Annotated in this window: 25 protein-coding genes and 2 tRNA genes; 9 read left to right on the top strand and 18 right to left on the bottom strand. The window is 66.7% G+C overall.

Translation table 11 applies throughout. From position 1 onward, the window contains the following. Nucleotides 1-58: 58 nt before the first annotated feature. The 3 genes from NY1_RS24510 to NY1_RS24500 are packed head-to-tail and all read right to left on the bottom strand — an operon-like array spanning nucleotide 59 to nucleotide 1,840. The gene (locus tag NY1_RS24510; RefSeq protein WP_067717881.1) at nucleotides 59-520 is read right to left on the bottom strand and encodes a cytidine/deoxycytidylate deaminase family protein; all 462 of its coding nucleotides are present in this window, start codon (nucleotides 518-520) and stop codon (nucleotides 59-61) included. Next, nucleotides 513-1,205, bottom strand: coding sequence for a RibD family protein (locus NY1_RS24505; RefSeq protein ID WP_067717878.1), 693 nt, complete (start codon nucleotides 1,203-1,205; stop codon nucleotides 513-515). The genes NY1_RS24510 and NY1_RS24505 overlap by 8 nt, the downstream gene beginning before the upstream one ends. Continuing rightward, nucleotides 1,202-1,840 (bottom strand): aminodeoxychorismate/anthranilate synthase component II, encoded by a 639-nt coding sequence (locus NY1_RS24500; protein ID WP_067717875.1) that lies wholly within the window; start codon nucleotides 1,838-1,840, stop codon nucleotides 1,202-1,204. Before NY1_RS24500 ends, NY1_RS24505 begins: the two co-directional genes overlap by 4 nt. Before the next feature lie 214 nt (nucleotides 1,841-2,054). Between NY1_RS24500 and crgA the strand changes: the two genes are divergently transcribed. Together crgA and NY1_RS24490 are read left to right on the top strand one after the other, a co-directional pair. Next, entirely contained in the window at nucleotides 2,055-2,321 is a 267-nt protein-coding gene (gene crgA / locus NY1_RS24495) for a cell division protein CrgA (protein WP_067717872.1), read from the top strand. Nucleotides 2,322-2,394: 73 nt separating this feature from the next. After that, nucleotides 2,395-2,829, top strand: coding sequence for a PH domain-containing protein (locus tag NY1_RS24490; RefSeq protein WP_067717870.1), 435 nt, complete (start codon nucleotides 2,395-2,397; stop codon nucleotides 2,827-2,829). On the opposite strand, the gene NY1_RS24485 is transcribed toward NY1_RS24490, so the two are convergent. Continuing rightward, nucleotides 2,826-3,701, bottom strand: a complete 876-nt coding sequence (locus tag NY1_RS24485; RefSeq protein ID WP_067717867.1) for a rhomboid family intramembrane serine protease — start codon at nucleotides 3,699-3,701, stop codon at nucleotides 2,826-2,828. The two genes, NY1_RS24490 and NY1_RS24485, sit on opposite strands and share 4 nt — an antisense overlap. Nucleotides 3,702-3,728: 27 nt before the next feature. Next, a complete protein-coding gene (locus NY1_RS24480; RefSeq protein ID WP_067718326.1) occupies nucleotides 3,729-4,256 on the bottom strand; it encodes a peptidylprolyl isomerase in 528 nt (175 codons plus the stop codon). 252 nt (nucleotides 4,257-4,508) lie between these two features. Between NY1_RS24480 and NY1_RS24475 the strand changes: the two genes are divergently transcribed. Beyond that, entirely contained in the window at nucleotides 4,509-4,778 is a 270-nt protein-coding gene (locus tag NY1_RS24475) for a hypothetical protein (RefSeq protein WP_067717866.1), read from the top strand. A 15-nt stretch (nucleotides 4,779-4,793) separates the two neighbouring features. Beyond that, a complete protein-coding gene (gene glmS / locus NY1_RS24470) occupies nucleotides 4,794-6,632 on the top strand; it encodes a glutamine--fructose-6-phosphate transaminase (isomerizing) (protein WP_067717863.1) in 1,839 nt (612 codons plus the stop codon). Between the two features lie 254 nt (nucleotides 6,633-6,886). Here the strand turns inward: glmS and NY1_RS24465 are convergent, their stop codons facing one another. The 13 genes from NY1_RS24465 to dnaA form a co-directional block, all read right to left on the bottom strand. Next, entirely contained in the window at nucleotides 6,887-7,723 is an 837-nt protein-coding gene (locus NY1_RS24465) for an ABC transporter permease (protein ID WP_067718324.1), read from the bottom strand. A gap of 8 nt (nucleotides 7,724-7,731) precedes the next feature. Further along, nucleotides 7,732-8,727 carry an ATP-binding cassette domain-containing protein gene (locus NY1_RS24460; protein ID WP_067717860.1) on the bottom strand — a complete coding sequence of 332 codons (996 nt, stop codon included), beginning with the start codon at nucleotides 8,725-8,727 and terminating at the stop codon, nucleotides 7,732-7,734. 309 nt (nucleotides 8,728-9,036) lie between these two features. Further along, nucleotides 9,037-10,065 carry an adenylate/guanylate cyclase domain-containing protein gene (locus NY1_RS24450; RefSeq protein ID WP_169815395.1) on the bottom strand — a complete coding sequence of 343 codons (1,029 nt, stop codon included), beginning with the start codon at nucleotides 10,063-10,065 and terminating at the stop codon, nucleotides 9,037-9,039. 64 nt (nucleotides 10,066-10,129) lie between these two features. Continuing rightward, nucleotides 10,130-10,202 (bottom strand) — tRNA-Ala (locus tag NY1_RS24445). 28 nt (nucleotides 10,203-10,230) lie between these two features. Beyond that, nucleotides 10,231-10,338 (bottom strand): DLW-39 family protein, encoded by a 108-nt coding sequence (locus NY1_RS44255; protein WP_218028421.1) that lies wholly within the window; start codon nucleotides 10,336-10,338, stop codon nucleotides 10,231-10,233. Nucleotides 10,339-10,367: 29 nt separating this feature from the next. Continuing rightward, nucleotides 10,368-10,441 (bottom strand) — tRNA-Ile (locus NY1_RS24440). Nucleotides 10,442-10,593: 152 nt separating this feature from the next. Beyond that, the gene (locus NY1_RS24435; RefSeq protein ID WP_067717854.1) at nucleotides 10,594-11,535 is read right to left on the bottom strand and encodes a DUF3566 domain-containing protein; all 942 of its coding nucleotides are present in this window, start codon (nucleotides 11,533-11,535) and stop codon (nucleotides 10,594-10,596) included. A gap of 44 nt (nucleotides 11,536-11,579) precedes the next feature. Continuing rightward, nucleotides 11,580-14,093, bottom strand: a complete 2,514-nt coding sequence (gene gyrA, locus NY1_RS24430; protein WP_067717852.1) for a DNA gyrase subunit A — start codon at nucleotides 14,091-14,093, stop codon at nucleotides 11,580-11,582. A 162-nt stretch (nucleotides 14,094-14,255) separates the two neighbouring features. Further along, a complete protein-coding gene (gyrB, locus tag NY1_RS24425; RefSeq protein ID WP_084535292.1) occupies nucleotides 14,256-16,289 on the bottom strand; it encodes a DNA topoisomerase (ATP-hydrolyzing) subunit B in 2,034 nt (677 codons plus the stop codon). A 356-nt stretch (nucleotides 16,290-16,645) separates the two neighbouring features. After that, nucleotides 16,646-17,236, bottom strand: coding sequence for a DUF721 family protein (locus tag NY1_RS24420; protein WP_067717845.1), 591 nt, complete (start codon nucleotides 17,234-17,236; stop codon nucleotides 16,646-16,648). 75 nt (nucleotides 17,237-17,311) lie between these two features. Then, nucleotides 17,312-18,484, bottom strand: a complete 1,173-nt coding sequence (recF, locus tag NY1_RS24415; RefSeq protein ID WP_067717842.1) for a DNA replication/repair protein RecF — start codon at nucleotides 18,482-18,484, stop codon at nucleotides 17,312-17,314. Nucleotides 18,485-18,624: 140 nt separating this feature from the next. Continuing rightward, complete coding sequence (gene dnaN, locus NY1_RS24410) at nucleotides 18,625-19,794, bottom strand: DNA polymerase III subunit beta (RefSeq protein WP_067717838.1); 1,170 nt, start codon at nucleotides 19,792-19,794, stop codon at nucleotides 18,625-18,627. Nucleotides 19,795-20,590: 796 nt separating this feature from the next. Further along, nucleotides 20,591-22,438 carry a chromosomal replication initiator protein DnaA gene (gene dnaA / locus NY1_RS24405; RefSeq protein ID WP_067717835.1) on the bottom strand — a complete coding sequence of 616 codons (1,848 nt, stop codon included), beginning with the start codon at nucleotides 22,436-22,438 and terminating at the stop codon, nucleotides 20,591-20,593. Nucleotides 22,439-23,000: 562 nt separating this feature from the next. Between dnaA and rpmH the strand changes: the two genes are divergently transcribed. From rpmH to NY1_RS24385, 5 genes are all read left to right on the top strand, one after another. Continuing rightward, the gene (gene rpmH, locus NY1_RS24400) at nucleotides 23,001-23,144 is read left to right on the top strand and encodes a 50S ribosomal protein L34 (RefSeq protein WP_033085250.1); all 144 of its coding nucleotides are present in this window, start codon (nucleotides 23,001-23,003) and stop codon (nucleotides 23,142-23,144) included. A gap of 117 nt (nucleotides 23,145-23,261) precedes the next feature. Beyond that, nucleotides 23,262-23,663: a ribonuclease P protein component gene (gene rnpA / locus NY1_RS24395; RefSeq protein WP_084535291.1), complete on the top strand. Its 402-nt coding sequence runs from the start codon at nucleotides 23,262-23,264 to the stop codon at nucleotides 23,661-23,663. Further along, nucleotides 23,660-24,001, top strand: a complete 342-nt coding sequence (gene yidD, locus NY1_RS42170; protein WP_084535290.1) for a membrane protein insertion efficiency factor YidD — start codon at nucleotides 23,660-23,662, stop codon at nucleotides 23,999-24,001. Before rnpA ends, yidD begins: the two co-directional genes overlap by 4 nt. 4 nt (nucleotides 24,002-24,005) lie before the next feature. Continuing rightward, on the top strand, nucleotides 24,006-25,070 hold the full coding sequence (gene yidC / locus NY1_RS24390) for a membrane protein insertase YidC (protein ID WP_067717832.1): 1,065 nt from the start codon (nucleotides 24,006-24,008) through the stop codon (nucleotides 25,068-25,070). Between the two features lie 31 nt (nucleotides 25,071-25,101). Next, the gene (locus NY1_RS24385) at nucleotides 25,102-25,677 is read left to right on the top strand and encodes a Jag family protein (RefSeq protein WP_408639284.1); all 576 of its coding nucleotides are present in this window, start codon (nucleotides 25,102-25,104) and stop codon (nucleotides 25,675-25,677) included. Nucleotides 25,678-25,681 lie beyond the last annotated feature (4 nt).

Here is a 25,681-nt window from a genome sequence, read left to right as displayed (position 1 = left end):
TCGGTCATACGTAAACGTGAAGGCCGCGTTCCCCACCGGGAGCGCGGCTTTCGTCGTTTCAGAGCTTCAGATGCCGGTTCATCGACATGGCCTCGTCGGCGAGGTCGGGTAGTTCCACGACCTCGACGCCGTGGTCCCGGAGTTTCTCCACGCCCACGCAATTGACCACGAAGGTGCCGGGTTCGCGCCAGGCGATGACCACGCGGCGGATGCCGGCCTGCAGGATGCGATCGGTGCAGGGCGTCCGGTCCGTGCTGCCGCGCACCGAACACGGTTCGAGGGTGCTGTAGATGGTGGCGTGGCGCAGCCGCGGATCGCCGGGTTCGAGCTTGTTCAGCGCCGATTCCTCGGCGTGCACCTTGTCATCGGTCTCCCGCGACCAGCCGTGGATGATCTCCACGCCATCCACGCCGACGATCACCGCGCCCACCGAGAAGGCGGTCTCACTCGGCGGGCACAGGCGCGCCAAGCCGATGGCGTGCCGCATCCAGCCACGGTCCGAACGCAATTCGTCAGACATCCGACTCCTCCTTCGGCAGATAGCGCAGCAGTGCGATGTCACCGATCCGGCTGACGTCGGCCAGGTGCATCCGATGGTTGGGGCCGCCGGGGAAGGCGCCGGGGCCGAGGAAGCGCGGGGCGGCCGGATCGCCGACCACCAAAGGGGCTACGGCCATTCGTATTTCGTCGGCCAGCCCGCCGGCGAGGAAAGCGGTGTGGATGGATCCGCCGCCCTCCACCATGAGCTGTCCGATATCGCGTTTGCCGAGGTCGTCGAGCAGCGCCCCGAAATCGATTGCCGCGCCCAGGGATACGACGTCCGCCAGGCCGACCAGGGCGTCGCCGAGCTTGGAGGCGCCGGAATCGGTGGTATAGACCAGTCTTTCGCCGCCGCTGTGCCAGAACTTCAGCCTGGTGTCGAGATCCCCGCGCGCCGTGACGATCACCCGCAGCGGATACGCGGGTTTACCGTCCGCGACTCGCCGCAAGCGCCGATCCGCGCTGTTGACCAGCAGCCGCGGATTGTCCCGGCGCAGGGTCTCCGCACCGATGAGGACGGCGTCGGACTCGGCGCGCAGGGCGTCCACGCGATCGAAATCCGCCGCGTTGGAGAGCAGCAAGCGGTCCGGGGACGCATCGTCGATATAGCCGTCGACGCTGACCGCCACCGACAGCAGCACGTGCGGACGCGCCGATCCGCTCATACCAGTGCCGCTACCTCCGCCTCGAGCGTCCGCACCAGGCCCTCGTCGGGCCGCTGCCCGCACACGCCCAGCCAGTTCGCGAGCATGCGGTGCCCGCCCTGGGTGAGCACCGATTCGGGATGGAACTGCACGCCGTGGATGGGCAGCGTGCGATGCCGCAGCGCCATCACGATGCCGGATTCGGTGCGGCCCAGCACTTCCAGCTCCGGCGGCATGGTCTCCTCGACCACGGTCAGCGAGTGGTACCGGGTGGCGGTGAACGGATCCGGCAGCCCCGCCAGCACGCCCGCGCCGATATGGAAGACGTCGCTGGTCTTGCCGTGCAGCAGTTCGGGCGCGCGGGTCACGGTGGCGCCGAACGCCTCTCCGATGGCCTGATGTCCCAGGCACACCCCGAGCAGGGGGGTCTCGTGCCGGGCGGCGGCGTGCACCAGATCGATGCTGCGGCCCGCGCGATCCGGCGAACCCGGACCGGGGCTGATCAGCACGCCGTCGAAGTCCTGGACGACCTGATCCACATCCGCGAGCTGTGCGTCGTCATTGCGCCAGACCACGGCTTCGGCTCCGAGCTGCCCGAGGTACTGGACCAGGTTGAACACGAAGCTGTCGTAGTTGTCGACGACGAGTACACGCATACGTCGAGAGTAGTTGGCTCCCCCGCCTCCCCGGAACTTCGGCGGGCAGTTTGCCGAGCGTCGCCGATCACGCGTCCGTACCGACGTCGTGTGCCGAAGCCAATTCGAGGGTCCCCGACGAGTTACCCGCGGCGGCGCGAGATCAGTCGTCACGAACGCTACGAGTGACCTGGGATAACCTTTACGCAGACTGCACGCCGAAACCGAGGACATAATGCCCAAGTCGAAGGTCCGGAAAAAGACCGATTACACGATCAACCCGGCCAGCCGCACGCCTGTACGCGTGAAGGCGGCCGGTCCGTCGCCGGTTTGGTACGTCACCATCATGCTGGGCTTCATGCTCGCGGGGCTGGCCTGGCTACTGGTCTACTACCTGGCCGCGGAGCACATCACCTGGATGAACGATCTGGGCGCGTGGAACTTCCTGATCGGATTCGGCCTGATGGTCGTGGGTCTGATCATGACCATGCGCTGGCGGTGAGTGCCTTACATCATTGTTATTCATACACACCTGTGGATGACCTTGTGGACAACTCGAGGAGAGAGTGGGGACAGTGACATCGACCGACTCCCGGCTCGCGTGGTCCACACCTCCCGCCGCCCTGATCGCCTGCGCGGTCGGCGGTGTGGTGCTGGCCGTGGCCGCCGTGCTGTCCAATGACAGCGCCGGAAAAGTACTGATCGGCCTGGCCGCGCTGGGTCTGCTGGCCCTGGCCGGGATGGGATTCCGGCAGCGACCGCGGCTCGCCGTCGAACCCGGCACGCCCGCCCCGCTGGTGATCGGCGGCCTGTCCGGGCCGCGCCGCTACACCGCCCAGCAGGTGCTGCGCGCCCGCGTGGTCTATTACCGCCGGCTCGGCCGCAAGATGCCCATGCTGGAACTGGATGTGAACCACGACGGGGACGAGAAGCTCATCGTCTTCGGCCGCTGGGATCTGGGCGAGCGCCCCGAGGAAGTCCTCGACACGCTCCGCGCCCACATCGGTTAGTTCACCAGCACGTTCGGGGCCGCCAGCACGATCACCAGCACCTCGAGCACGGCCACCGCGGCGACCGTCGCCCAGCCGATGATCGAAGCCGTGCGCAGGTCGCGCGCCTTCAGCCAGCCCGGCAGATAGAGAATCCCGGCGCTCGCGACGGTGCCCGCCAGCAGGCCGCCGAGATGTCCCCAGATGGAGATGCCCGGCACCGAGAAGGTGATCACCAGGTTTATCAACAGCAGAACCAGGATCTGGGTGAGGTTCTGCCGCGTCCGCAGCATGACGATGGCCACCGCGCCGAACAGGCCGTAGATCGCGCCCGACGCGCCGGCCGAGGCCGTCAGCGCGGATGAGAACAGCACGGTCGCGGCCGAACCGCCCAGCAGCGACACCAGATACACGGCCAGGAAGCGCACCCGGCCCAGCGCGATCTCGCAGTAGGGGCCGAGCACGTACAGCGCGAACATGTTCACGGCCAGGTGGATGATGCCGTAGTGCAGGAAGCCGGCGCCGAGCGCGCGCCACCACTCCCCCTCGATCAGGCCCGGGATCAGCACCCAGTCGAAGAACAACCGGGAGTTCTGGTTGTCCATGACGCTCTTGGCCTGGATCGCCGTCGCGGCGAAGACCAGCACATTGATCGCGATCAGCGCCCAGGTGACGTACGGCTGCGGGCGCTGCTGCCCGACCGCCATCCCCGCCGCGTTGCGCACCGGCCGCACGTCGTTGCGGCCCTGTTGATAACACTCCACACAGTGCTGCCCGACGGCCGCGGGGGTCAGGCATTCCGGGCAGGCCGGGCGCCCGCACCTAGTGCAGGCCAGACCGGTCGGCCGGTCCGGATGTCTGAAGCAGGTCGGTGCGGGCTGGTACGGATTCATGTGAATTCTCTTCGGGTCGGGCCGGATTCAGGAGATGGTGATCCCGGAGATCACGACCTCGTCCTTCGGGCGATCGTTGCGATCGACGGCGGTCGCCCCGATCTCGTCCACCACCTTGCGGGAATCCGGGTCGATGACCTCACCGAAAATGGTGTGCTTGCGATTCAGCGTCGGCTGCGGGGCCAGCGTGATGAAGAACTGCGAACCATTGGTCGCCGGCCCGGCGTTCGCCATGGCCAGCAGGTACGGCCGATCGAACCGCAGCTCCGGATGGAACTCGTCCTTGAACTCGTACCCCGGCCCGCCGCGCCCGGTCCCGGTCGGATCGCCGCCCTGAATGACGAATCCCTCGATCACCCGATGAAAGGTGCTGCCGTCGTAGAACGGCCCCGAATCGGTGCCCGACGCGTTCGGCTTCGTGTACGGCGCGGAGCCGTCCGCCAGACCCAGGAAGTTCCGGACCGTGCGGGGAGCGTGGTTACCGAAGAGCGAGATCTTGATGTCACCGTGGTTGGTGTGCAGCGTGGCCACGGCGGTCTGATTCGGTGAGGTCACGCGCACCAGCCTAGGTCCTGCCCAGCGGCCGCCTGCCACGGCAGGCCGACCGGTGGCCGTCACCCGGACTCGCAACCGGCCCGTTCCCGGGGACGTCGAGCGCGCCCCACTTCCACGTGCCGCGTCGGCTGGCCCCTCTTTCCTAGGGGTTTGGGGGCGTAGCCCCCAAGACCCAGCGTCAGCGTGTGACTTCTTGCCCGAATTCGGGCACAGAAGTTGTCGAAACGGCTCGGACAAGGCAGGCTCGACCGAGTGAATGACGGGGTTCCGGTCGATCTGGTCCGCCATGTCGCGGCCTCCACGGGATTACCCAGTGCGGTCGCGGCCCGGGTGGTCGCCGATATCGTCGGATACTTCGACGAGACCGCCGAGCAGTTCGTGCGCCGCAGACATGCCGAACTACAGGGACGTCAGCTCCGCAATGCCGAAATCTGGCAGCGGATCGCCGACGAACTCGCGCAACGCCCGGTAGCCGCCCCCGACTTCACCGAACGACAACTGCGACGCATCGTCTACGGGTGAGGAGTCCGTCCCGCAATGTGTGGAATCGTCGGATACATCGGGCATCGGGAAGCTGTTCCGGTCCTATTGGAGGGCCTGCACCGGCTCGAGTACCGCGGCTACGACTCCGCGGGCCTGGCCGTCCCGCACCGCGGCCGGCTGCGCATCACCAAAACCCAGGGCCGCGTCCAGGACCTGCGCAATCGCGTCGACGCCGAGGGCGCCCGCCTGCGCGGCAATGTCGGCATCGCGCACACCCGCTGGGCCACCCACGGTGAACCCAGCGACGCCAACGCCCACCCGCACACCGACGGCTCCGGCCGGATCGCCGTGGTGCACAACGGCATCGTGGAGAACGCCGAACAACTCCGGGCGGAACTCACCGCCGCCGGGGTGGAATTCCTCTCCGACACCGACACCGAGGCCATCGCGCATCTGATCGCCGCCGCCCTCGACGACGCCGAATCCCTGGAAGACGCCGTGCGCACCGCGCTGTACCGCGTCCAGGGCACCTACGGCCTGCTGGTGCTGGACGCCCGCCGCCCGGACGAACTGGTGGTGGCCCGCAACGGCTCCCCCATCGTGCTCGGCGTCGGCGACGGCGAGATGTTCGTGGCCTCCGACGTGGCCGCGCTGGTGCACCACACCCAGCGCGTGGTGTTCCTCGACGACGGCGAGCTCGCCACCGTGCGCGCGGGCGAATTCCGCACCAGCACACTGGGACTCGAGGCGCGCCGCACCGACAAGATCCCCACCACCATCGATATGGCGGCCGAGGACTACGCGCTCGGCGGCTACCCGGACTTCATGGCCAAGGAGATGGCCGAGCAGTCCGAGGCGGTGCGCCGGGCCCTGCGCGGCCGGCTGGACGAGCGTTTCGCCACCGCCGTGCTGGGCGGGCTCAATATGGACGCCCGCGAACTGCGCGGCATCACCAAGGTGGTCTTCCTGGGCTGCGGTTCGGCCTACTACGCCGGTCAGCTGGGCGCGCAGCTGATCGAGGAACTGGCCCGCATCCCCGCCACCGCCGAACCGGCCTCGGAATTCCGCTACCGCAATCCGGTGGTCGATCCGGATGCCCTGTACATCGCCATCAGCCAGTCCGGCGAGACCCTGGATACCCTTGCGGCCGTTCAGGAATTGCAGCGCAAGGGCGGCCGGGTGATCGGCGCGGTGAACGTGGTCGGCAGCGCCATCGCGCGCGAGTGCGGGGCGGGCGTGTTCCTGCACGCCGGACCGGAGGTCTCGGTGGCCTCGACCAAGGCGCTCACCAATATGACCGTGTCGTTCGCCATGCTGGCGCTGCTGCTGGGCCGGGTACGCGACCTGTCGGCGGCTTCGGGCGAGCGCATCGTGAACGGCCTGCGCGCGCTGCCCGGCGCCATCGAGGCGGTGCTCGCCGACGAGCGGCACATCGCCGACGTGGCGGCCCGATATGCCAAGGCGCGCAGCATGTTCTTCATCGGCCGGGTCCGCATGTGGCCGGTGGCGCGCGAGGGCGCGCAGAAGCTGAAGGAGATCTCCTACATTCACGCCGAGGCGTATCAGGGTTCGGAGCTGAAGCACGGTCCGCTCGCGCTGATCGACCCGGAGATGCCGAGCGTGGTGCTGGTGCCGGACGACGAACTGCTGCCCAAGAACATCACCACCATCGAGCAGATCAAGGCGCGCGGCGGGCCGGTCATCGCGGTCACCAATGCCGATATCCCGGATGGCTTGGCGGACGCGGTGATTCGCGTGCCCAAGGTGGGGACCGAGCTCGACCCGATCATCCTGACGATTCCGCTGCAGCTGCTGGCGTATCACACCGCGATCGCCCTGGGCCGCGATGTGGACAAGCCCCGCAATCTCGCCAAGAGCGTCACCGTCGAATAGTCGCGTTGATGCGCGAATTCCATTGCTGTGCCACAGTGGTCGGATGGAGCTGGGGACGTTTCGGAAATGGACAATCGCGGCGGCTCTAGTGGCGGCGGTGGGTGGCGTGGTGGCGATTTTCGTGAGTCGCCGACCCCAGCCACCCGCCCCGGCCGCGGAACCGCCGCGCCTGGGTTACTCGCGCAACGGTTCCGCACCGAGCTTGTCAGCGGCTCACTGATGGGGTCCGGGGGTCTAGCCCCCGAACTTCCCCGTCAGCGACTGACGGAACGCTTGTACTGACGCACCGCGAGCGGTACGAACACGACCAGGATGCCCACGACCCACATGAGGGTCGTGGCCACCGGATGCCGCATGGACCAGGTATCCGCGGGCGGGAAGGCCGGGCTGGTATTGCCGAACAATTGGCGGCACGCCTCGGTCAAGGCCGATACCGGATTCCACTCCGCGAACAGCTTCAAAGGCGCGGGCAGCTTGTCCAGCGGCACGAAGGTGTTCGCCAGGAAGGTCAGCGGGAAGATCACCATGAAGGTCGCGTTGTTGAAGACCTCGGGCGCCCGCACCATCAATCCGAAGACCGCCATGATCCACGAGATCGCGTAGGCGAACAGCAGGAGCAGCAGGTACGCCAGCACCGCGTCCAGGAACGACCCGCGAATCCGCCACCCCACCAGCAGCCCCGCCAGCGACATCACGACCAGGCTGACCACATTGATCACGACGTCGGCCGCGGTCCGCCCGATCAGCACGGCGGCCGGTTCCATGGGTAGCGACCGGAACCGGTCGATGATCCCCTTCTGCATATCCTCGGCCAGGCTGAGCCCGGTGAAGGTGCCGCCGAAGACCACGGTCTGCGCGAAGATGCCCGGCAGCAGGAACTCCCGGTAGCCGCCCTCCAGCCCCGGCACGTCGATGGCGGTACCGAACACGTACGCGAACAGCAGCACGAACATGATCGGCGAGAGCGTGGTGAAGATCAGCACGTCGGGTACGCGCTTGATCTTGATGACATTGCGTTTGGTGATGGTCAGGCTGTCGTTGACCAACATGACCGCGCGCTGGGTGAGCGACGGTTTGGTGGCGATGGCCATGGTCGCACTCATCGGTTCTGCCCCTCCTTCGCCAATTCGCCCTTCCCGGAACCGTTCACCAGCTCCTCGGCCTCGTGCCCGGTCAGCGACAGGAACACATCGTCGAGCGAGGGCCGGCGCAGGCCGACATCGTGAATGGCCACTTCGTGTTTGGTGAGCTGCCCGATGGCATCCACCAGCGCCTGCGATCCGTCGTTGACCGGCACGATGATCCGGCGCAGGCCCGGCTCCAGCCGGATCTCGCCCTGCGCCAGCCCCTCCAGGGCCTGCCGCGCCACCGGCAGCGAATCCACATGGTCCACAACGAGTTCGATGCGGTCGCCGCCGACCATGGCCTTGAGTTCGTCGGAGGTGCCCTCGGCGATGACCTTGCCGTGGTCGATGACGGCGATGGAGTCGGCCAGCCGGTCGGCCTCCTCCAGGTACTGGGTGGTGAGCAGCAGCGTGGTGCCGCCCGCGACCAGTTCCTCGATGACGTCCCAGAGATCCAGGCGCGCACGGGGATCCAGGCCGGTGGTGGGTTCGTCCAGGAACAGCACCGGCGGATTGGCGACCAGCGCGCCGGCCAGGTCGAGCCGGCGGCGCATACCGCCGGAGTAGCCCTTGACCGGGCGGTCCGCGGCATCGGAGAGCCGGAAGCGTTCCAGCAGCTCGCGGGCGCGTTCCTTACTGCGCGCCACCCCCATGTGGTACAGCCGCCCGACCATCTCCAAATTCTCGAAGCCGGTGAGGTATTCGTCGACCGCGGCGTACTGGCCGGAGGTGCCGATGCGGGAGCGCAGCAGCTGCGGATCCTTCAGGACGTCCACGCCCGCGACGGTGGCGCGGCCGGAGTCCGGGATGAGCAGGGTGGTGAGGACCCGCACGGTGGTGGTCTTACCCGCACCGTTGGGGCCGAGCAGGGCGGTGACGGTTCCTTCCGGAACGGTGAGATCGAGTCCGTCGAGTGCGACCAGACGGCCGTACTTCTTGACCAGACCCTCGGCGACTATTGCGTCGGGCATGACTCTCCTAGGGGCTTTGAACTGCGGAAATACTGCCGAACAAGACCGGACATCATGGGCCAGTATTGCCCAATTCGGGCAAAAAAGTCATGGGGTTTCCGCGAAGCGCGCACAGGCTTTCCGGTCACGCCCCGATCCTCGCACCGGGGTACGACACTTTTTCCGCTAAAAAATCTTGGAACGCCATGCCCCGATGGCCACACAAAAGGTCTTCGTCGCGTAGGATCGATTTCGTCGGCCCCTCCCCCCCGGGCCGACCTACGCGGGCCTCGGCTAACTCCCCCCCTTCGCCGAGGCCCGCCCCCATATCTAGACCAGGGGGCGAATCACATTGCGGCGCAACACATGCCCGTGCAGCCGGTTGATCCCCTTCACCCGCACGGTCGCCAGATGCCGCAGCTCGAATTCCGGATCCCCGGCGATGGCCTCGGCCGCGCCGTCGTCCACCAGCACCGTGCCCGGACGCGCCACACCGGTGAGCCGCGCGGCCACGTTCACCACCGACCCGTACAGGTCCCCGAACCGCTGCAGCACCTCGCCGTAGGCCAGTCCGACCCGCAGTTCCTGGGTGACGCCGTGCGAGGCGGTGGCGGCCTCCTGCACCGCCAGCGCGATGCGCGCGCCGTCCTCGGCGGTATGGGCCGCGAACATGACTTCGTCGCCGACGTTCTTGATGACCCAGCCGCCATTGGCCACGATGGCATTGCTGGTGGCCGTCTCGAACGCCTCCAGCAGGGCGGACAATTCGTCCGGCTCCAGGTGCCGGGTGAGACGGGTGTAGCCGACCATATCCGCGAATCCGATGGCCATCACCCGGATGGTGTCGCCCGCGACCGCGCCCTCGTCCAGCGACCGCGCCAGCGCCGCGTCCAGGTGCCGCCGCCACGCATACCGTTGCAGCGCTTCGAATTCGCCGATGACCGCCTCGGTGGCGTCCCGGGCCACCTGCTCGGGGTCGGCGCCCGGATTCGCGCGGGTGATGGTGGCGATGCGATCCAGGATCTCCTCGGCCACCAGATCCACCTGCCACTCCGCCAGCCGCGCCATGGACCGGCCCAGCGTGCGCGCGGCGGTGGTCTGCCGATGCATATCGGCGGAAGCCAGTACGTGCAATTTGCTGAACGTCTTGGCGGCCTCGATATCGGAGTCGCTGTATTCCAGCGCGTCGTCATCCGGATCGGCCGGGAAACCCAGCGACACCCACAGCCGGCGCGTCATGGAATTCGGCATACCGGTGAGCTCCGATACTTCCCGCCGGTTGTACTTGCGCGAACCACCGAGCAGGAACGGCTCCACCACGGACTGAACGAGTTTCGAGATCTCAGTGGACGCCATGATCGCCACCTTACGGGCAGATCCTGAGGGAAATCGGCGTGATGTTCCGTGTCACAGCCGAAAGAAGTGGAGCCTAGGGGAATCGAACCCCTAACCCCTGCCTTGCAAAGGCAGTGCTCTGCCAATTGAGCTAAGGCCCCTGATCCGGGAGAACCCGGAAGCGGAGAATCAGCGGGTGGTGACCTCGTGCCAGAGGTCGGCGTCGCTGCGCTGGCGAAGTTTGCTGATTCCGAAGATCACCGCGGCGACGAGGCCGATCGTGAGGAGAAATTTCATGAATCCCACCCTACTGTGATGTTCGGGAGTGGGCCTAGGAGGACTTGAACCTCCGACCTCTTCGTTATCAGCGAAGCGCTCTAACCGCCTGAGCTATAGGCCCTCATCGTCGGCTCGAGAGTTTCTCTCGGGCCGCGCAGAAGATTACCGCACCCGCACCACGATAACCAAAACGGCAGGTCAGCGGCCTGGTCCGGAAAAGGAAGGAGGGGTTTGCGGACACCGTCCGCAAACCCCTCTCCTACCGGCCGGAGGTTAGTCCGGGTCGGCCAAAGTCACCTGGATGCCGCCGACCAGGTCGGTGCACTGGTTGTAGACGAAGACGCCGACGGTCGACAGCGCGGTCAGCAGAACCACGTTGATCAGGCCGATGACACCGGCGTAGCCGAACACCGTGCCGGCATCGATGAGCGCAGAGGACGAGCTGTCCGAAACCATGTCCGTGAACGTGGAATTCAGCCGCTCCCACACGCCCATGCCCTCCAGCACGAGGTACAGCAGGCCGACCGCGAGCATCCACACGAAGAACATGGCGACGCTGATCACCAGCGACACCTTCAGCGTGGACCACGGATCGATATGGCGCAGTTGGACTGTCGCGCGCAGCGGCTCACCCGAAGCGGCGGCCTGGGCCACCGCGGCGGGCGCCGACGGCGACACCGGACCGGCCACCGGAATGGGCTCCGGCGGCGGCAGCGGATGCCGGATCTCGGACAGGTCGGGCAGGTCCTTCACCAGTTCAGGGCGCGCGATGCTGCGGGTCGGTCCGTCGATGCCGACGGACTTCACCATCGCGGCCTCCTTGCGCGCCGCCTTGGCCGCCAGGTCGGCGGTCGTACGCGCATTGGAGACACCGGCGTTCAGGCCGACGCCACCGGGCCGGCCGGTGGTCGGGGCCTGGCCGGGCCGGTACAGGTTGGACTGCGGTTCCCGCTGCGGCAGCTGGGACCAGCCACCGTCCTGGTACGGCGAAGCCGGTGCGGGCTCGGCCGTCTCGGACGCGGACACCTCGGTCTGATCGTTCAGCGGGGCCTGACCGAATTCACCGGCCTGGTCCGGCATTTCGGGCGATTGCGGCGCACCGCCCTCGCCGGCACCCGGCCGCGGAATAGGGCGCGGCGGAATCGGAGACGGGGCGATTCTCTCGGTCACGCCATTGGCATGACCGCGCTGGTCATTCGGCTGATTCGTGGTCAATGGTGAATCCTTCGATTCCTTGTGCCGCCGCTGCTGTGGTGAAACTACTGCTTCGCCGAACCGCTGGTGTCATCTTCGGCAACCTGGTCGGGCTCGTCCGCGTTACGCGCGATCGCGAGCAACGTATCGCCTTCTCCCAGGTTCATCAATCGCACGCCCTTGGTTTGGCGTCCCGCTTTGCGAACCTGATTCGCCGCGGTGCGAATGACACCGCCGCCGGAGGTGATCGCGTACAGCTCATCCTCGTCGTTGACGATGAGCGCACCGACCAGACTGCCACGTTTCTCGTCGTACTGAATGGTCAATACGCCCTTGCCGCCGCGGCCCTGCGCCGTGTACTCGTCGATGGCCGTGCGCTTGGAGTACCCGCCCGCCGTCGCGACAAGCAGATAGATGCCCTCTTCGTCGCGAACCACATTGAGCGACAACAGTTCGTCGTCGGCATTGAACCGCATGCCCTGCACGCCGGAGGTGGCGCGGCCCATGGGACGCAGCACCTCGTCATTGGCCGAGAAGCGGATGGACTGGCCGTGCGCCGAGACCAGCAGCAGGTCGTCCTCCGCCGAACACAGTGCCGCGCCGACCAATTCGTCACCATCGCGCAGATTCACCGCGACGATGCCGCCGGAGCGGTTGGAGTCGAAATCGGTCAGCTTGGACTTCTTGACCAGGCCCTTGCGGGTGGCCAGCACCAGGTACGGCGCGTCCTCGTAGGACTTGAGCTGGATGACCTGGGCGATCTTCTCGTCCGGCTGGAAGGCGAGCAGGTTGGCCACGTGCTGGCCGCGCGCGGTGCGCATGGCCTCGGGCAGCTCGTACGCCTTGGCCCGGTAGACGCGGCCGAGGTTGGTGAAGAAGAGCAGCCAGTCGTGGGTGGAGGTGATGAAGAAGTGCGACACGATGTCGTCCTGCTTCAGCCCCGCGCCCTGCACGCCCTTGCCGCCGCGCTTCTGCGACCGGTACAGATCGGTCTTGGTGCGCTTGGCGTAGCCGGTCTCGGTGATGGTGACGACCACGTCCTCGCGGGCGATCAGGTCCTCGTCCTGCACGTCGCCGTCGGCCGCGATGATCTTGGTGCGGCGGTCGTCGCCGTACTTGTCGACGATCTCCTGCAATTCGTCACGGACGATAGCGCGCTGACGTTCCGGCCGGGCCAGAATGTCCTTCAGGTCCGCGATCTCGGCCTCGATCTTGGCCAATTCGTCGAGGATCTTCTGCCGCTCCAGGGCGGACAGCCGGCGCAGCTGCATATCGAGAATGGCGGTGGCCTGGATCTCGTCGATATCCAGCAACTGCATCAGGCCGGTGCGCGCGGTCTCGGTATCGGCCGAACGGCGGATCAGGGCGATGACCTGGTCCAGCATGTCCAGGGCCTTGACCAGACCGCGCAGGATGTGGGCCCGCTCCTCGGCCTTGCGCAGCAGGTACTTGGTGCGCCGGACGATCACTTCGAGCTGGTGGGTCACATACAGCCGGATCATCTGGTCCAGGCGCAGCGTGCGCGGCACCCCGTCGACGATCGAGAGCATGTTGCAGCCGAAGGAGGTCTGCAGCTGGGTGTGCTTGTACAGGTTGTTCAGCACGACCTTGGCGATGGCGTCGCGCTTGACCGTCACCACGATGCGCAGGCCGACACGGTCGGAGGACTCGTCGTGGATGTCGGAGACGCCCGCGATCTTGCCGTCCTTCACCTGCTCGGCGATGGCATTGACGAAGTTGTCGGTATTGACCTGGTACGGCAGCTCGGTGATGACGATGGTGGTGCGGCCGCGGCTGTCTTCCTCGATCTCCACCACGCCGCGCATGCGCACCGAACCGCGGCCGGTGGTGTACGCGTCGTGGATGCCCTGGGTGCCGACGATCAGGCCGGCGGTCGGGAAGTCCGGACCCTTCACCCGCTCCATGCACGCCGCGAGGGTGGACTCCTCGTCCGCCTCGTGGTTGTCGAGCGCCCAGTAGATGGCCTCGGCCAGCTCGGTCAGGTTGTGCGGCGGGATGTTCGTGGCCATACCGACGGCGATGCCGTTGGAGCCGTTCATCAGCAGCGCGGGCACCCGGGCCGGCAGCACGACCGGTTCCTGGGTCTTGCCGTCATAGTTGGGGATGAAATCGACCGTCTCGTGGTCGATTTCGCGCAGCATCTCCATGGCCAGCGGCGTCAGGCGGCACTCGGTGTAACGCATGGCGGCCGCGCCGTCATTGCCGCGCGAACCGAAGTTGCCCTGGCCGTCGACCAGCGGGTACCGCAGCGCCCACGGCTGCGCCATACGCACCAAGGTGTCGTAGATGGCGGTGTCGCCGTGCGGGTGGTAGTTACCCATGGTGTCGGCGACCGGGCGCGCGGACTTCACGTAGCCGCGGTCGGGCCGGTACCCGTTGTCGTACATGGCGTAGAGGATCCGGCGGTGCACCGGCTTGAGGCCGTCGCGCACCTCGGGCAGGGCTCGTCCGACGATCACGCTCATGGCGTAGTCGATGTACGAGTTCTGCATCTCCTGCTGGATATCGACCGGCTCGATGCGGTCGCCACCCGACGGGGGAAGTTCGATCTCAGTCATGAATTGGTCTCCGTGGGAAGTCTTTTGGCGGGTCCTCGGGGGCGGGTCGGCCTCCGGGTGCTGCGGGTTCCGGGCTTATTCCGGGGCTCGGGGCGGAGCCCCCGGAATCTCTCGGGGGTTCGGGGGCGAAGCCCCTGAGAGTCCCGAGAGTTGGTCGACCCACTACACGTCGAGGAACCGCACGTCCTTGGCGTTCCGGGTGATGAAGCTGCGGCGCGCCTCGACGTCCTCACCCATCAGGATGGAGAACAGCTCGTCCGCCGCGGCGGCGTCATCGAGAGTGACCAGGCGAAGCACGCGGACGCTCGGGTCCATCGTGGTCTCCCACAGCTCCTTCGGGTTCATCTCACCGAGACCCTTGTAGCGCTGGATGCCGTCGTCCTTGTTGATCTTCTTGCCGGCCGCCAGGCCGCGCTCCAGCAGCCCGTCGCGCTCGCGGTCGGAGTACGCGAACTCCGGATCGGACCGCTGCCACTTGAGCTTGTACAGCGGCGGCATGGCGAGGTACACGTGCCCGTGCTCGACCAGCGGCCGCATGAAGCGGAACAGCAGGGTGAGCAGCAGCGTCGAGATGTGCTGGCCGTCCACGTCGGCGTCGGCCATCAGCACGATCTTGTGATACCGCAGCTTGGCGATATCGAACTCGTCGTGGATGCCGGTGCCGAAAGCCGTGATGATGGACTGGACTTCGGTGTTCTTCAGCACGCGGTCGATGCGCGCCTTCTCGACATTGATGATCTTGCCGCGCAGCGGCAGGATCGCCTGGTACATCGAGTCGCGGCCGGACTTGGCCGAACCACCGGCGGAGTCGCCCTCCACGATGTAGATCTCGGACTTGCTCGGATCCTTGGACCGGCAGTCGGCGAGCTTGCCGGGCAGGCCGCCCAGATCGGTAGCGCTCTTGCGCCGCACCAGCTCTCGCGCCTTACGCGCGGCCACTCGCGCCTGAGCGGACGAAACCGCCTTCTGCACAATGGTCTTCGCGTCGGCCGGGTTGGCCTCGAACCAGTGCGTCAGGTGCTCGTTGCAGGTGCGCTGCACGAAGCCCTTCACATCGGTATTGCCGAGCTTGGTCTTGGTCTGACCCTCGAACTGCGGGTCGGCGACCTTCACCGAGACGATGGCGGCCAGGCCCTCACGGATGTCGTCACCCGTCAGGTTGCCTTCCTTCTCCTTGAGGAGCTTCTTGTCCTTCGCGTACTTGTTCACCACCGTGGTGAGCGCGGCGCGGAAGCCCTCTTCGTGGGTGCCGCCCTCGTGGGTGTTGATGGTGTTGGCGAAGGTGTGCACGGACTCGGAGTAACCCGAGTTCCACTGCATGGCCACCTCGAGCTCGTGCCCGGTGCCCTTGCCGGTGAAGCCCACGATCGAATTGTGGATCGGGGTCTTGGTCCGGTTGATGTGCTTGACGTAGTCCTCGAGACCGCCCGGGTAGTGGTAGGTCCGGGTCTTCACCTTCGGCTCGGCGGCCGGGGCGTTCTCGTCGAGATGCTTGGGCGCCTCGGCGGTATCGCTCACCACCTCGTCGGTGATGTCGCCTTCGCTCACCCGCTGATCGGTCAGGGTGATGGTGAGTCCCTTGTTCAGGAACGCCATCTCCTGCAGGCGGCGCGCGACCGTCTCGAAGTTGTAGGTGGTGGTCTCGAAGATCTCCGGGTCGGCCCAGAAGCGGATGGTGGTACCGGTCCGCTTGGTGGGCTCGCCCTGGACGAGCTTGCCGGGCTTGGCGTCCTTGTACTCCTGGGTCCAGTGGTAGCCCGCGTGGTCCACCTCGGCCTCGAGGCGGGTGGAGAGCGCGTTCACCACGGAGATGCCGACGCCGTGCAGACCGCCTGACACCGCGTAGGAGTCGGAGTCGAACTTGCCGCCGGCGTGCAGCTGGGTCATGACCACCTCGATGGTGGGGATGCCCTGGGCGTGCATGCCGGTGGGGATACCGCGACCGTCGTCGACGACCTCGACGCCGCCGTCGGCGAGCAGGGTCACGTCGACCCGCGAGGCGTAGCCGGCCATCGCCTCGTCGACGGAGTTGTCGACGACCTCCCAGACCAGGTGGTGCAAGCCCCGCTCACCGGTGGAACCGATGTACATACCGGGACGCTTGCGCACCGCCTCGAGGCCCTCGAGCACGGTAATGGAGGAGGCGTCGTAATTGCCTGACTTCGACTGGGTCGCGCCGTCTTCGTTGGAGTCCATGGCAGCCACTGGTCGGTAGCTCTCCTTACTTGCTGATCCTCCGGGCATCGGGGCGGACGGCACACGTGGAGCCCCTCGGGAGTGTCTGCTCGAGAGTTACGGAGCCCACGGGCGACCTGTCGCTGAACGCGCCGGGAGGTATCGCCGCTAGTTACTCCCCCATCCTACTGGTACGACCGACACAGAATGCACCTATGACACCCCTGAGTGCGACGTACGTGCGTGAAATCGACCATCAATAAGTCCCGTCATGGGGATGGGGGGTCCCGAGACCTTCAGCGGCCGTTCACGCCGGTGCCCGAAACCCGTTTGCGACGGGGTTCGCGCGAGCGAGCACGTTCCACGTGAAACAGCGGCTATCCGTAGGTGTCGCGCGGTCCGCGGCCCTTGATGTGCCGCTCACCCTTGCGCCAGCTGGGCGCGGTCGGGCCGTTGATGCGCAATTGCGTCACCACGCCGTTGCCGACGGCCGCCGCGATCTTCGCCAGGATCTGGGACTGGAACATGCGCAGCTGGGTCGCCCAGGCGGTCGATTCCGCCTGCACGCTCAGAATGCCGTTCTCCAGCGAGATGGGCTGGGCATGGGAGGCGATGTCCTCCCCCACCACCGCGGCCCAGCGGCCGAACACGGTGCCCTCGGCGACCTTGCCCGACCAGCCTCGGCCCTTGGCCAGCTTCATCGTCAGTGACGAAAGGGACTGGGGGTCGCGTTCATCCGGATGCGCGCCCGACCAACCGCTGCGCCGGCGCAGTGCGCGCACCCCGCCCTTGCGCGGCGAAGCCCGCCCCTGCCCCACCGACTTGCCCGCCGCGCGCGCCGCGGCCCGGGCCTCCTCGAGTGCGCGGCGCGCCAGATCGACACCGCGCAGTTCGGGCTCGCCGCCCGGACCGGTGGCGCCGGGCGTGGCGGGAGGACTGGAATCGTGCGGTTCCGGCTGGTCGGCCATTCACTACACCTTTCCTCGGACCTGCGCGATACCGAGGATTCTGCCCCATCCCACCGACAACCTCACGGAGGGAAGTCAGCTCGCGATACGGGAGGCGCGATGGTCGGCTTCCCCGGTGGTCTCGATGCGCAGCGGCGCGGCCTCCAGTTCGGCCGGCACGTCCTCCGGCACCGCCGCGGTGATCAGCACCTGTTCGGCCGCGGCCGCGACGGCGGCCAGCGCGGCCCGTCGCCGCCGGTCCAGTTCGGCGAACACATCGTCGAGGATCAGCACCGGATCGGTGCCCGCGGACCGCAGCAGTTCGAACGCCCCGAGCCGCAAAGCCAGTGCGAAGGACCAGGATTCGCCGTGACTGGAGAAGCCCTTGGCGGGCGCGGAACCCAGCATCAGCTCCAGGTCGTCCCGGTGCGGGCCGACCAGGCAGACCCCGCGCTCGAGTTCCTTGCGCCGGGCATTCCCCAACTCCTGCAACAGGATCGCCTCCAGTTGCTCGGCATCCTCAGCCTGTGGAGTACGCATGGGATCGAGGAATTCCGTTGGGAGCGTGCTGCTTCGATAGCCGATCGAAGCCGGTCGGGACTCCGGCGCGATCGATCCATAGGCCTGTGCAAGATGTGGATAAAGTTCGTGGACGAGCCGCAGCCGCTGCGCCAGCAGTACCGCGCCGTGCGCCGCGAGATGCCCGTCCCATACGTCCAGGGTGCTCAGCTCCGCGCCCCGCGACCCGGAACGCGCTTGCCGCCCGGCGGTTTTCAACAGGGCCGAGCGCTGCCGCAGCACCTTCTCGTAATCCGCGCGCACCCCGGCCAGCCGCGGCAGCTGCGCGGTGGCCAGCTCGTCCAGGAAGCGCCGCCGCTCCCCCGGATCCCCGCGCACCAGCGACAGATCCTCCGGCGCGAACAGCACGGTCTGCAGAATCCCCAGGATCTCCCGGGTCCGCCGCACCGGCGAACGATTGATCTGGGCACGATTGGCCGAGCCCTGATTGAGCTCCATGTCCACCCGGAGCTCACGCCCGGAGTTCACCACGGTGGCCCCGATACGGGCCTTGGGCGCACCGATGCGAATGAGCGGCGCGTCGGCCGACACCCGGTGTGAGCCGAGTGTGGACAAGTAGCCGATGGCCTCGATCAGGTTGGTCTTGCCATTGCCGTTCGACCCCAGAAAGACCGTTCTGCCTGGTGATAACTCCAGTTCCACGGCTTCCCAGGAGCGGAAATCCCGCAGCGACAGCGCGCGCACATGCATGTGGATCAGCCCATCGTGGCTGGGGAAAACTCGGTGACGAACTGGGGAGAACCGCGAAAAAAGCGTGAATCTCCCAGCCGTCCCGAGTTTTTCACAGGTTTGTCAACACTGTGCACAGCACTCGGTCGACTTCCGTCGGATCAGCCCGGCAGGCGAACCGGCATGAGCAGGTAGATGAAGCTGCTCGACAGCGCCGGGAAGGCGCCCGAGTCCAGCGGCTCCAGTTCTTCCTCCGGTGCCGGCACGAACACCGCCGGACGGCTCGGCGTGGTGAAACCGAAGGTCACCCGGTCCGAATGCAGCGCGGACAGGCCGTCCAGCAGGTAGCCCGGGTTGAAGGCGATGGTCAGCGCCTCGCCGCGGAAGTCGGCGGTCAGCCATTCCTCGGCGCGACCCGCGTCGTCCCCACCGGCCGAGAGCAGCACGCCCTCCTCGGAGAACTCCATGCGCACCTGGGCGCCGCGCTCGGCCACCAGGGCCACACGCTTGATGGCCTCGGTCAGCGCGCTCACGGTCAGCGTGGCGATGGAGGTGTGCTCCTTGGGGAGCAACTGGCGGAACTTGGGGAATTCGGCATCGAGCAGACGCGTGGTGGTGCGGCGGCCGCCGTTCACGATGCCCAGCAGGCCGTCGGACCCGGTGCCGAAGGCCAATTGCACCGGCTGATCGGACGCTCCGAGCGTTTTACCGGCCTCGGACAGGGTGCGGGCTGGAACCAGCACCGCGGTCTCCACATCGGCGCGACCGGGCTGCCATTCCAGCTCGCGCACCGCGAGGCGGAAGCGGTCGGTGGCCGCGAGCACGACCTTGGGACCTTCGATCTCGACCCGGATGCCGGTGAGCATGGGGAGCGTGTCGTCTCGACCGGCCGCGACGGCCACCTGGCCGACCGCCTGGGAGAACAGATCCACGCCGAGTTCACCGGTCTGGGGAGGAAGTTCGGGAAGCTGGGGATAGTCCTCGACCGGCATGGTCGGGAGGCTGAACTTGGCGCTGCCACAGGCGATCAGCACGCGGGTGCCGTCCACGGACACGTCCACCGGCTTGTTGGAGAGCGCCTTGGTGATATCGGCGAGCAGCCGCCCGGAGACCAGCACCTGGCCCGGTCCGGCGACCTCGGCGGCCACCCGCATCTGCGCGGAGACCTCGTAGTCGAAACCGGAGACCGTCAGGCCGTCCTCGTCGGCAACGAGGAGAACGCCGCCCAGGACGGGCACCGGGGGCCGAGAGGGCAGGCTGCGAGCCACCCAGGCCACGGATTCGGCGAAGTCCTCGCGAGCAACTCGAAACTTCATGCTTGCAAGCTCCATCGCCCGGTCTGTCCTCTCCAGTGTCGTTCGTGGTCGGTGCGTCTCGATCGGCCGCCCACGCAGTGTGGCATAGCCGACCGACACCAAACCGTACCCGCGCACGGCCGCATTGCCTACGGCGACCCACCACTGATCTCACCGAGGGGCGAGCCCCGATCCCTTCGCGAGATGTGCACGGAAGCGGAGCCCACTCCTTCTTGTCGAGGCCTCGTTCGGATGGGGAGGAGCTACCCGTCGATCCGTTCACTCCCAGACCGACTTTCCACACACCTGTTTTAGAAGAAGGATTTATAGAGAGAGAAATGAAGTAGTAGTAGGTCCTGTTAGTTCTGTGGACTTCGGCCGTTTCCGCAGGTGGGGGCGTGCGGCGGCGTGGGGATGTAGCTGGGGTGTCTCGAGGATGAACGGGGAGCGACTGTGGAGACAACACGGCTGTGCACATCTGTCCTCGAGCCATCCTCGAGTTGCTCCCCCGTTCTGCACCCGGTAGCCAACATCTGAGCGAAACCGGGGACAACTCGAGGATTCCTCGAGGACCTGACAAGGACTCCTCGAGGAATCCACAGGGACAACTCGGCATCTCCCCTGGTCAGCCCTCGAGGATGAAGCAACCTGTGGGAACTGTGCACTACCGGTTGTGCACCGCTGTTAGCGGCGACCTGTGAGCGAACCGGTGGACAACAGTGGGAATCCTCGAGGAGTCCACAAGCATTCCTCGAGGACTCCTCGAGGAATCCACAACCCGGAAAACGAAAGACCCCCACGTCAGGGGACGTGAGGGCCTGTGGACTGTGGATCAGCGCGAACGCTGTTTGATTCGGGCTGTTAGTTCTTGAACCTGGTCGTACACGCGCCGGCGCTCGGTCATCTCCTTGCGCACTTTCTTCTCGGCGTACATGACCGTCGTGTGGTCGCGGCCGAAGGCCTGACCGATCTTGGGTAGGGATAGGTCCGTGAGCTCACGGCACAGGTACATGGCGATCTGCCGGGCCTGCGCCAGCGGCCGGGCCTTGCCGGGACCGGTCAGTTCTTCGAGGGTGGTGTTGAAGTACTCCGCGGTCACGGCCATGATCGTGGCCGCCGTTATCTCCAAGGTGGCGGTGTCGGGCATCAGATCCCGCAGCACCACCTCGGCCAGCGACAGATCCAGCGGCTGCCCGTTCAGCGACGCGAACGCGGTCACCCGGATCAGCGCGCCCTCGAGTTCCCGGATATTGCGCTCCACCCGGCTGGCGATGAGTTCCAGCACGTCGTGCGGCACATCCAGGCGATCCATCCGCGCCTTCTTGCGCAGGATCGCGATGCGGGTCTCCAGCTCCGGCGGCTGCACATCGGTGATCAGGCCCCACTCGAACCGCGTCCGCAGCCGCTCCTCCAGGGTGGCCAGCTGCTTGGGTGGCCGGTCCGAGGACACCACGATCTGCTTGTTGGCGTTGTGCAGGGTGTTGAAGGTGTGGAAGAACTCCTCCTGGATGCCTTCCTTGCCCTCGATGAACTGGATGTCGTCCACCAGCAGGATGTCGGTCTCCCGGTAGCGGCGCTTGAACGCCACCTTCCGGTCGTCACGCAGCGAGTTGATGAAGTCGTTGGTGAATTCCTCGGTCGAGACGTACTTCACCCGCATGCCCGGGAACAGCCGCTGGGCGTAGTGCCCGGCCGCGTGCAGCAGGTGCGTCTTGCCCAAACCCGAAGCGCCCCAGACGAACAGCGGGTTGTAAGCCCGCGCGGGCGCTTCCGCGATGGCCACCGCGGCGGCGTGCGCGAAGCGGTTCGAGGCGCCGATGACGAAGGTCTCGAAGGTGTACTTGGCGTTCAGGCTGCCCGAGGAGGACGGCGCGGGCTCGCGTTCGCGTTCCGGCGACTTGTTGAAATACGTCGGCCAGTTGTTGCGGACGTTCACCACCGGTTCGTCGTCGTGCTCGTCGTCCACCGGCCGGCGCGTGGTCGGGCCCGACGGCAGCGGCGGTTCGTCGTCCGGTTCCGGGGAGAACAGCGACTCCTGGCCGGGCGGCATGGCCGGGGCGCGATGGCTCTCCCGCCGCCGCGGCGGTTGCTGCGGCTCGGGAACGGGCGCCGGCAACTCTTCGGCCATCGGCGGCTGCCCGTAATCCACCGGTGGATAAGCTTCGCGCTCCCCGTACTCGGCGGGGTACTCCTGTGGAGGGCTGTACTCCGGCTGTGGAATGTGGCGCGGGGCCTGATATTCCGGCGGGGTCTGGTAATACGCCTGCTGACGCTCCGGCTGCGGGGGTGCCGGCTGGTAGCCGAGCGGGGCGTGTTCGGGTTCCCGCGGCCGTTCCGGGCGAGATGTCATGCGGGCATGACGCGGTGCGTTGGGCGAGCGGTCGACCGGGGCGTTCTGCTGTGCGCGGATGCGCACGCCCAAGCCCTCGACCTGCAGGCCACGCCGTCCCAGCGAGCGCAGAATGGGCTCCCGGAGATCGCGTTCCACAACCTCCTGCGCCATCGTCCCGGGCACCGAGAGCAGGGCGAATCCCTGTGCGAAGGTGATCGGTTCGATAATCCCGAGCCAGGCCTTGTGCGCCTTGCTGACCGGCTGGATCTCCCCGTCCGCGGAGCCGCTCGCGAGTTCGGCGATCACCTCCGGCCAGACAGCGGTCAGCACATTCTGCTCGTCGTCCACGTACGTGGTCCTCCCCGGTGTAGGTCGATGCGGAGCAGACGATGAGCACTGCTCGGCTTCCCCCGGTCGCGGGCGTCGGCGAGGCACCGTCGGCCTTACGAATATGCCACTCCAGGGGTCTTTCCACACAATTATCCACAGATGTGGACAACCTGGGGATGCGCGTGGAATCGCGGCGTTTCCCCCGAATCAGGCTCGGACCTGCGGCGTCTCAGCTAATCGCTGGCAAAATTCTCGCGGTCTCCGTATTGCCCGGATCAGGACGGTACACGACACCCGCCCCGCGACACGAACGCCCAGGCCGCGGCACGCGGTACTACACTCGAAACGGTCGCGACGTCGCTGATCAGCGGCGTGACGGGGAGAGCCGACCCCGAGTTTGATTCTCGTTCACTGGGTAAGTACCCTTCTACAGTCACCCTATGGTGCGGTGGCGGCTGTTTGCTGCCCGAGCCGATCAGGGTATTGCGCCGGAGAATCCATCTGGATTCACCGAGAGCACCGTTTCACCGAACAGACTTCGGGCGTCACCAGGCGTCCACCACTATGAGGAGTGTTGACCGTGGCCAAGGGCAAGCGGACGTTCCAGCCGAACAACCGTCGTCGGGCGCGCGTCCACGGCTTCCGTCTCCGGATGCGCACCCGTGCGGGCCGCGCCATCGTGTCGGCGCGCCGTGGCAAGGGCCGCGCCAAGCTGACCGCCTGATTCGGTTCATCCGAATGCGGCGCGAGACGCCCGGCTCGCCGAGGCGTCCACAGCTCGGCTCGCCGCTCGGTTCCCGAAACCGATCCCTCATCCAACCGATCGTCACCGGACGCTCAGGTGCTGCCTGAGCCGTACCGGCTGCATCGGCGCACCGACTTCTCCCGGACGGTTCGCCAAGGCCGGCGGATCGGGAGACGGGATCTCGTTGTGCACGTACTGCTACACGATGATCAGCCGAACCTCGCGGCACCATCCGTACGGGTGGGAGGTCCGCGCTTCGGCTTGATCGTCAGCAAGGCGGTGGGTCCAGCGGTGGTTCGCCACCGGGTGGCCCGCCGCCTGCGTCATATCTGCGCAAGCTTGGCGAACGAACTGCCGGACGGCGCGGACATCGTGCTGCGCGCACTGCCCGGTGCGGCCGAAGCGCCCGCCCCCGAATTGGAGCGGCAGCTGCGGGCCGGACTGCGCAAACTCGGCGCCCTCACCGCCGAACCTCATACTTCCGGCAGCGAGTCGTGAACGCCTTCCGCGCGGCGGTCCGCTTGCCGGCCAAAGCTCTGATATTTCTCATCGAGCTGTATCGGACCTACATCTCCCCCACCCGCATGCCGGTGTGCCGTTTCACCCCTACTTGCAGTGAGTACGCGGTGACCGCCCTGCGCACCCGCGGACTGTTCGTCGGGCTCGGACTGGCGACCGTCCGTTTGGCGAAATGTGCGCCCTGGCACCCTGGTGGGTGGGACCCCGTACCGGAGCCGCGTCGTGTTCGCGAAGAACAGGCGCGCCGGGACGCGGCATCAGCTTTTGAAGGGTCATCGCCCGCGGTGACCGGCGATACGAACGACGGGAGTGCATAGAGCCGTGCTCGACTTCATCTATTACCCGGTGTCGGCCATTCTGTGGTTCTGGCATCGAGCGTTCGGGTTCGTGCTGGGCAAGGACAGTGGATTCGCCTGGGCCCTGGCCGTGGTGTTCCTGGTGTTCACGCTCCGGCTCGTGCTCTACAAGCCGTTCGTGAAGCAGGTCCGCACCACGAAGCAGATGCAGGAACTGCAGCCGCAGATCAAGGAACTGCAGAAGAAGTACAAGAACGATCGTCAGCAGATGACGGTCGAGATGCAGAAGCTGCAGAAGGAACACGGCTTCAACCCGCTCATGGGTTGCCTCCCGGTGCTGTTGCAGGTGCCGGTGTTCCTCGGTCTGTTCCATGTGCTGCGGTCGTTCAACCGCACCGGCACCGGCATCGGCCAGCTGGGCATGACCCCGTACGACAACGCGCACACGCCGAACTACATCTTCTCCGCGGCCGACGTCCAGTCCTTCCTGACCGCACGGCTTTTCGGCGCTCCGCTCTCGGCCTACATCACCGAGCCGGCCAGCGTGCTGAACTCCTTCGCCGAATACGGCGGCGTGCCGAGCAAGGTGGCCATCGCGGCCGTCTCGATTCCGCTCATGATCATCGCGGGCCTGGCGACCCACTTCAACGCGCGCGCCTCCGTGGCCCGGCAGTCGCCCGAGGCGCTGGCCAACCCGCAGGCCGCCATGATGAACAAGCTGGCGCTGTGGGTGTTCCCGCTCGGCGTGCTCGTCGGTGGTCCGTTCCTTCCCGTCGCCATCCTGATCTACTGGGTGTCCAACAACATCTGGACCTACGCGCAGCAGCATCTGGTGTTCGGTCGCATGGCGCAGGAAGAGGAAGAGAAGAAGGCGGCGGCGCTGGAGAAGCGCGCGGCCAATGCGCCCAAGCCGGGCGTGAAGCCGGTCGACGTCCGCAAGAAGCAGACCACCGATACCGCCCAGAGCGACAGCGCCGAGACCTCGAAGCAGGACGCCCCGCAGGCGTCGCAGAACGGGTCCAAGCAGACCGCCAAGAAGCAGCAGCGCCCGGGGAACCGGGGGCGCGCGAACCAGAAGCGGCGGCGCTGAGCACTTCCCGGCCTTGTGCCGACAACTCCAGATGAAGGACACAACAATGACAGTTGAAACCGACGGAGGGGATCCCACTGTGACGGCTGCGCCGGCGGCGACCGAGTCCGCGAAGGCGACCGAGTCCGCGAACGCGAACGAGGCCGAGGAAGCGCTCATCGAAGAGGGCGAGATCGCGGGCGACTACCTGGAGCAGTTGCTCGATGTGCTCGATTTCGACGGCGATATCGACCTCGATGTGGAAGGCGATCGGGCGATCGTCAGCATCGACGGCGGCAAGGATCTGTCCAAGCTGGTCGGCCGGCGCGGCGAGGTCCTGGACGCGCTCCAGGAACTGACCCGGCTCGCCGTGCAGCAGTCGACCGGCGTGCGCAGCCGCCTGATGCTCGATGTGGCGGGCTGGCGCGCCAAGCGTCGTTCCGAGCTGAGCGCGATCGGCGCCGAGGCGGCCAAGCGGGTGCTGGAAACCGGTGAGCGCGAAGCCCTCTCCCCCATGACCCCGTTCGAGCGCAAGATCGTGCACGATGCGGTGGCCGCGGTCGACGGCGTCGTCTCCGAGAGCGAAGGCGTGGAGCCGAGCCGCCGCGTGGTGGTTCTCCCCGAGTGAGATT

Source organism: Nocardia yamanashiensis NBRC 100130, assembly GCF_001613325.1.
GTDB classification, from domain to species: Bacteria; Actinomycetota; Actinomycetes; order Mycobacteriales; family Mycobacteriaceae; genus Nocardia; species Nocardia yamanashiensis.
This window is presented reverse-complemented; position numbering and strand designations above follow the sequence as displayed.

Bases quoted from the DNA above. Each gene is read 5' to 3' on its own strand.
- NY1_RS24510 (WP_067717881.1), bottom strand. From the start codon at position 520: ATGTCTGACGAATTGCGTTCGGACCGTGGCTGGATGCGGCACGCCATC.
- NY1_RS24505 (WP_067717878.1), bottom strand. From the start codon at position 1,205: ATGAGCGGATCGGCGCGTCCGCACGTGCTGCTGTCGGTGGCGGTCAGC.
- NY1_RS24500 (WP_067717875.1), bottom strand. From the start codon at position 1,840: ATGCGTGTACTCGTCGTCGACAACTACGACAGCTTCGTGTTCAACCTG.
- crgA (WP_067717872.1), top strand. From the start codon at position 2,055: ATGCCCAAGTCGAAGGTCCGGAAAAAGACCGATTACACGATCAACCCG.
- NY1_RS24485 (WP_067717867.1), bottom strand. From the start codon at position 3,701: ATGAATCCGTACCAGCCCGCACCGACCTGCTTCAGACATCCGGACCGG.
- glmS (WP_067717863.1), top strand. From the start codon at position 4,794: ATGTGTGGAATCGTCGGATACATCGGGCATCGGGAAGCTGTTCCGGTC.
- NY1_RS24465 (WP_067718324.1), bottom strand. From the start codon at position 7,723: ATGGCCATCGCCACCAAACCGTCGCTCACCCAGCGCGCGGTCATGTTG.
- NY1_RS24460 (WP_067717860.1), bottom strand. From the start codon at position 8,727: ATGCCCGACGCAATAGTCGCCGAGGGTCTGGTCAAGAAGTACGGCCGT.
- NY1_RS44255 (WP_218028421.1), bottom strand. From the start codon at position 10,338: ATGAAATTTCTCCTCACGATCGGCCTCGTCGCCGCGGTGATCTTCGGA.
- gyrA (WP_067717852.1), bottom strand. From the start codon at position 14,093: ATGACTGAGATCGAACTTCCCCCGTCGGGTGGCGACCGCATCGAGCCG.
- gyrB (WP_084535292.1), bottom strand. From the start codon at position 16,289: ATGGACTCCAACGAAGACGGCGCGACCCAGTCGAAGTCAGGCAATTAC.
- NY1_RS24420 (WP_067717845.1), bottom strand. From the start codon at position 17,236: ATGGCCGACCAGCCGGAACCGCACGATTCCAGTCCTCCCGCCACGCCC.
- recF (WP_067717842.1), bottom strand. From the start codon at position 18,484: ATGCATGTGCGCGCGCTGTCGCTGCGGGATTTCCGCTCCTGGGAAGCC.
- dnaN (WP_067717838.1), bottom strand. From the start codon at position 19,794: ATGGAGCTTGCAAGCATGAAGTTTCGAGTTGCTCGCGAGGACTTCGCC.
- NY1_RS24385 (WP_408639284.1), top strand. From the start codon at position 25,102: ATGAAGGACACAACAATGACAGTTGAAACCGACGGAGGGGATCCCACT.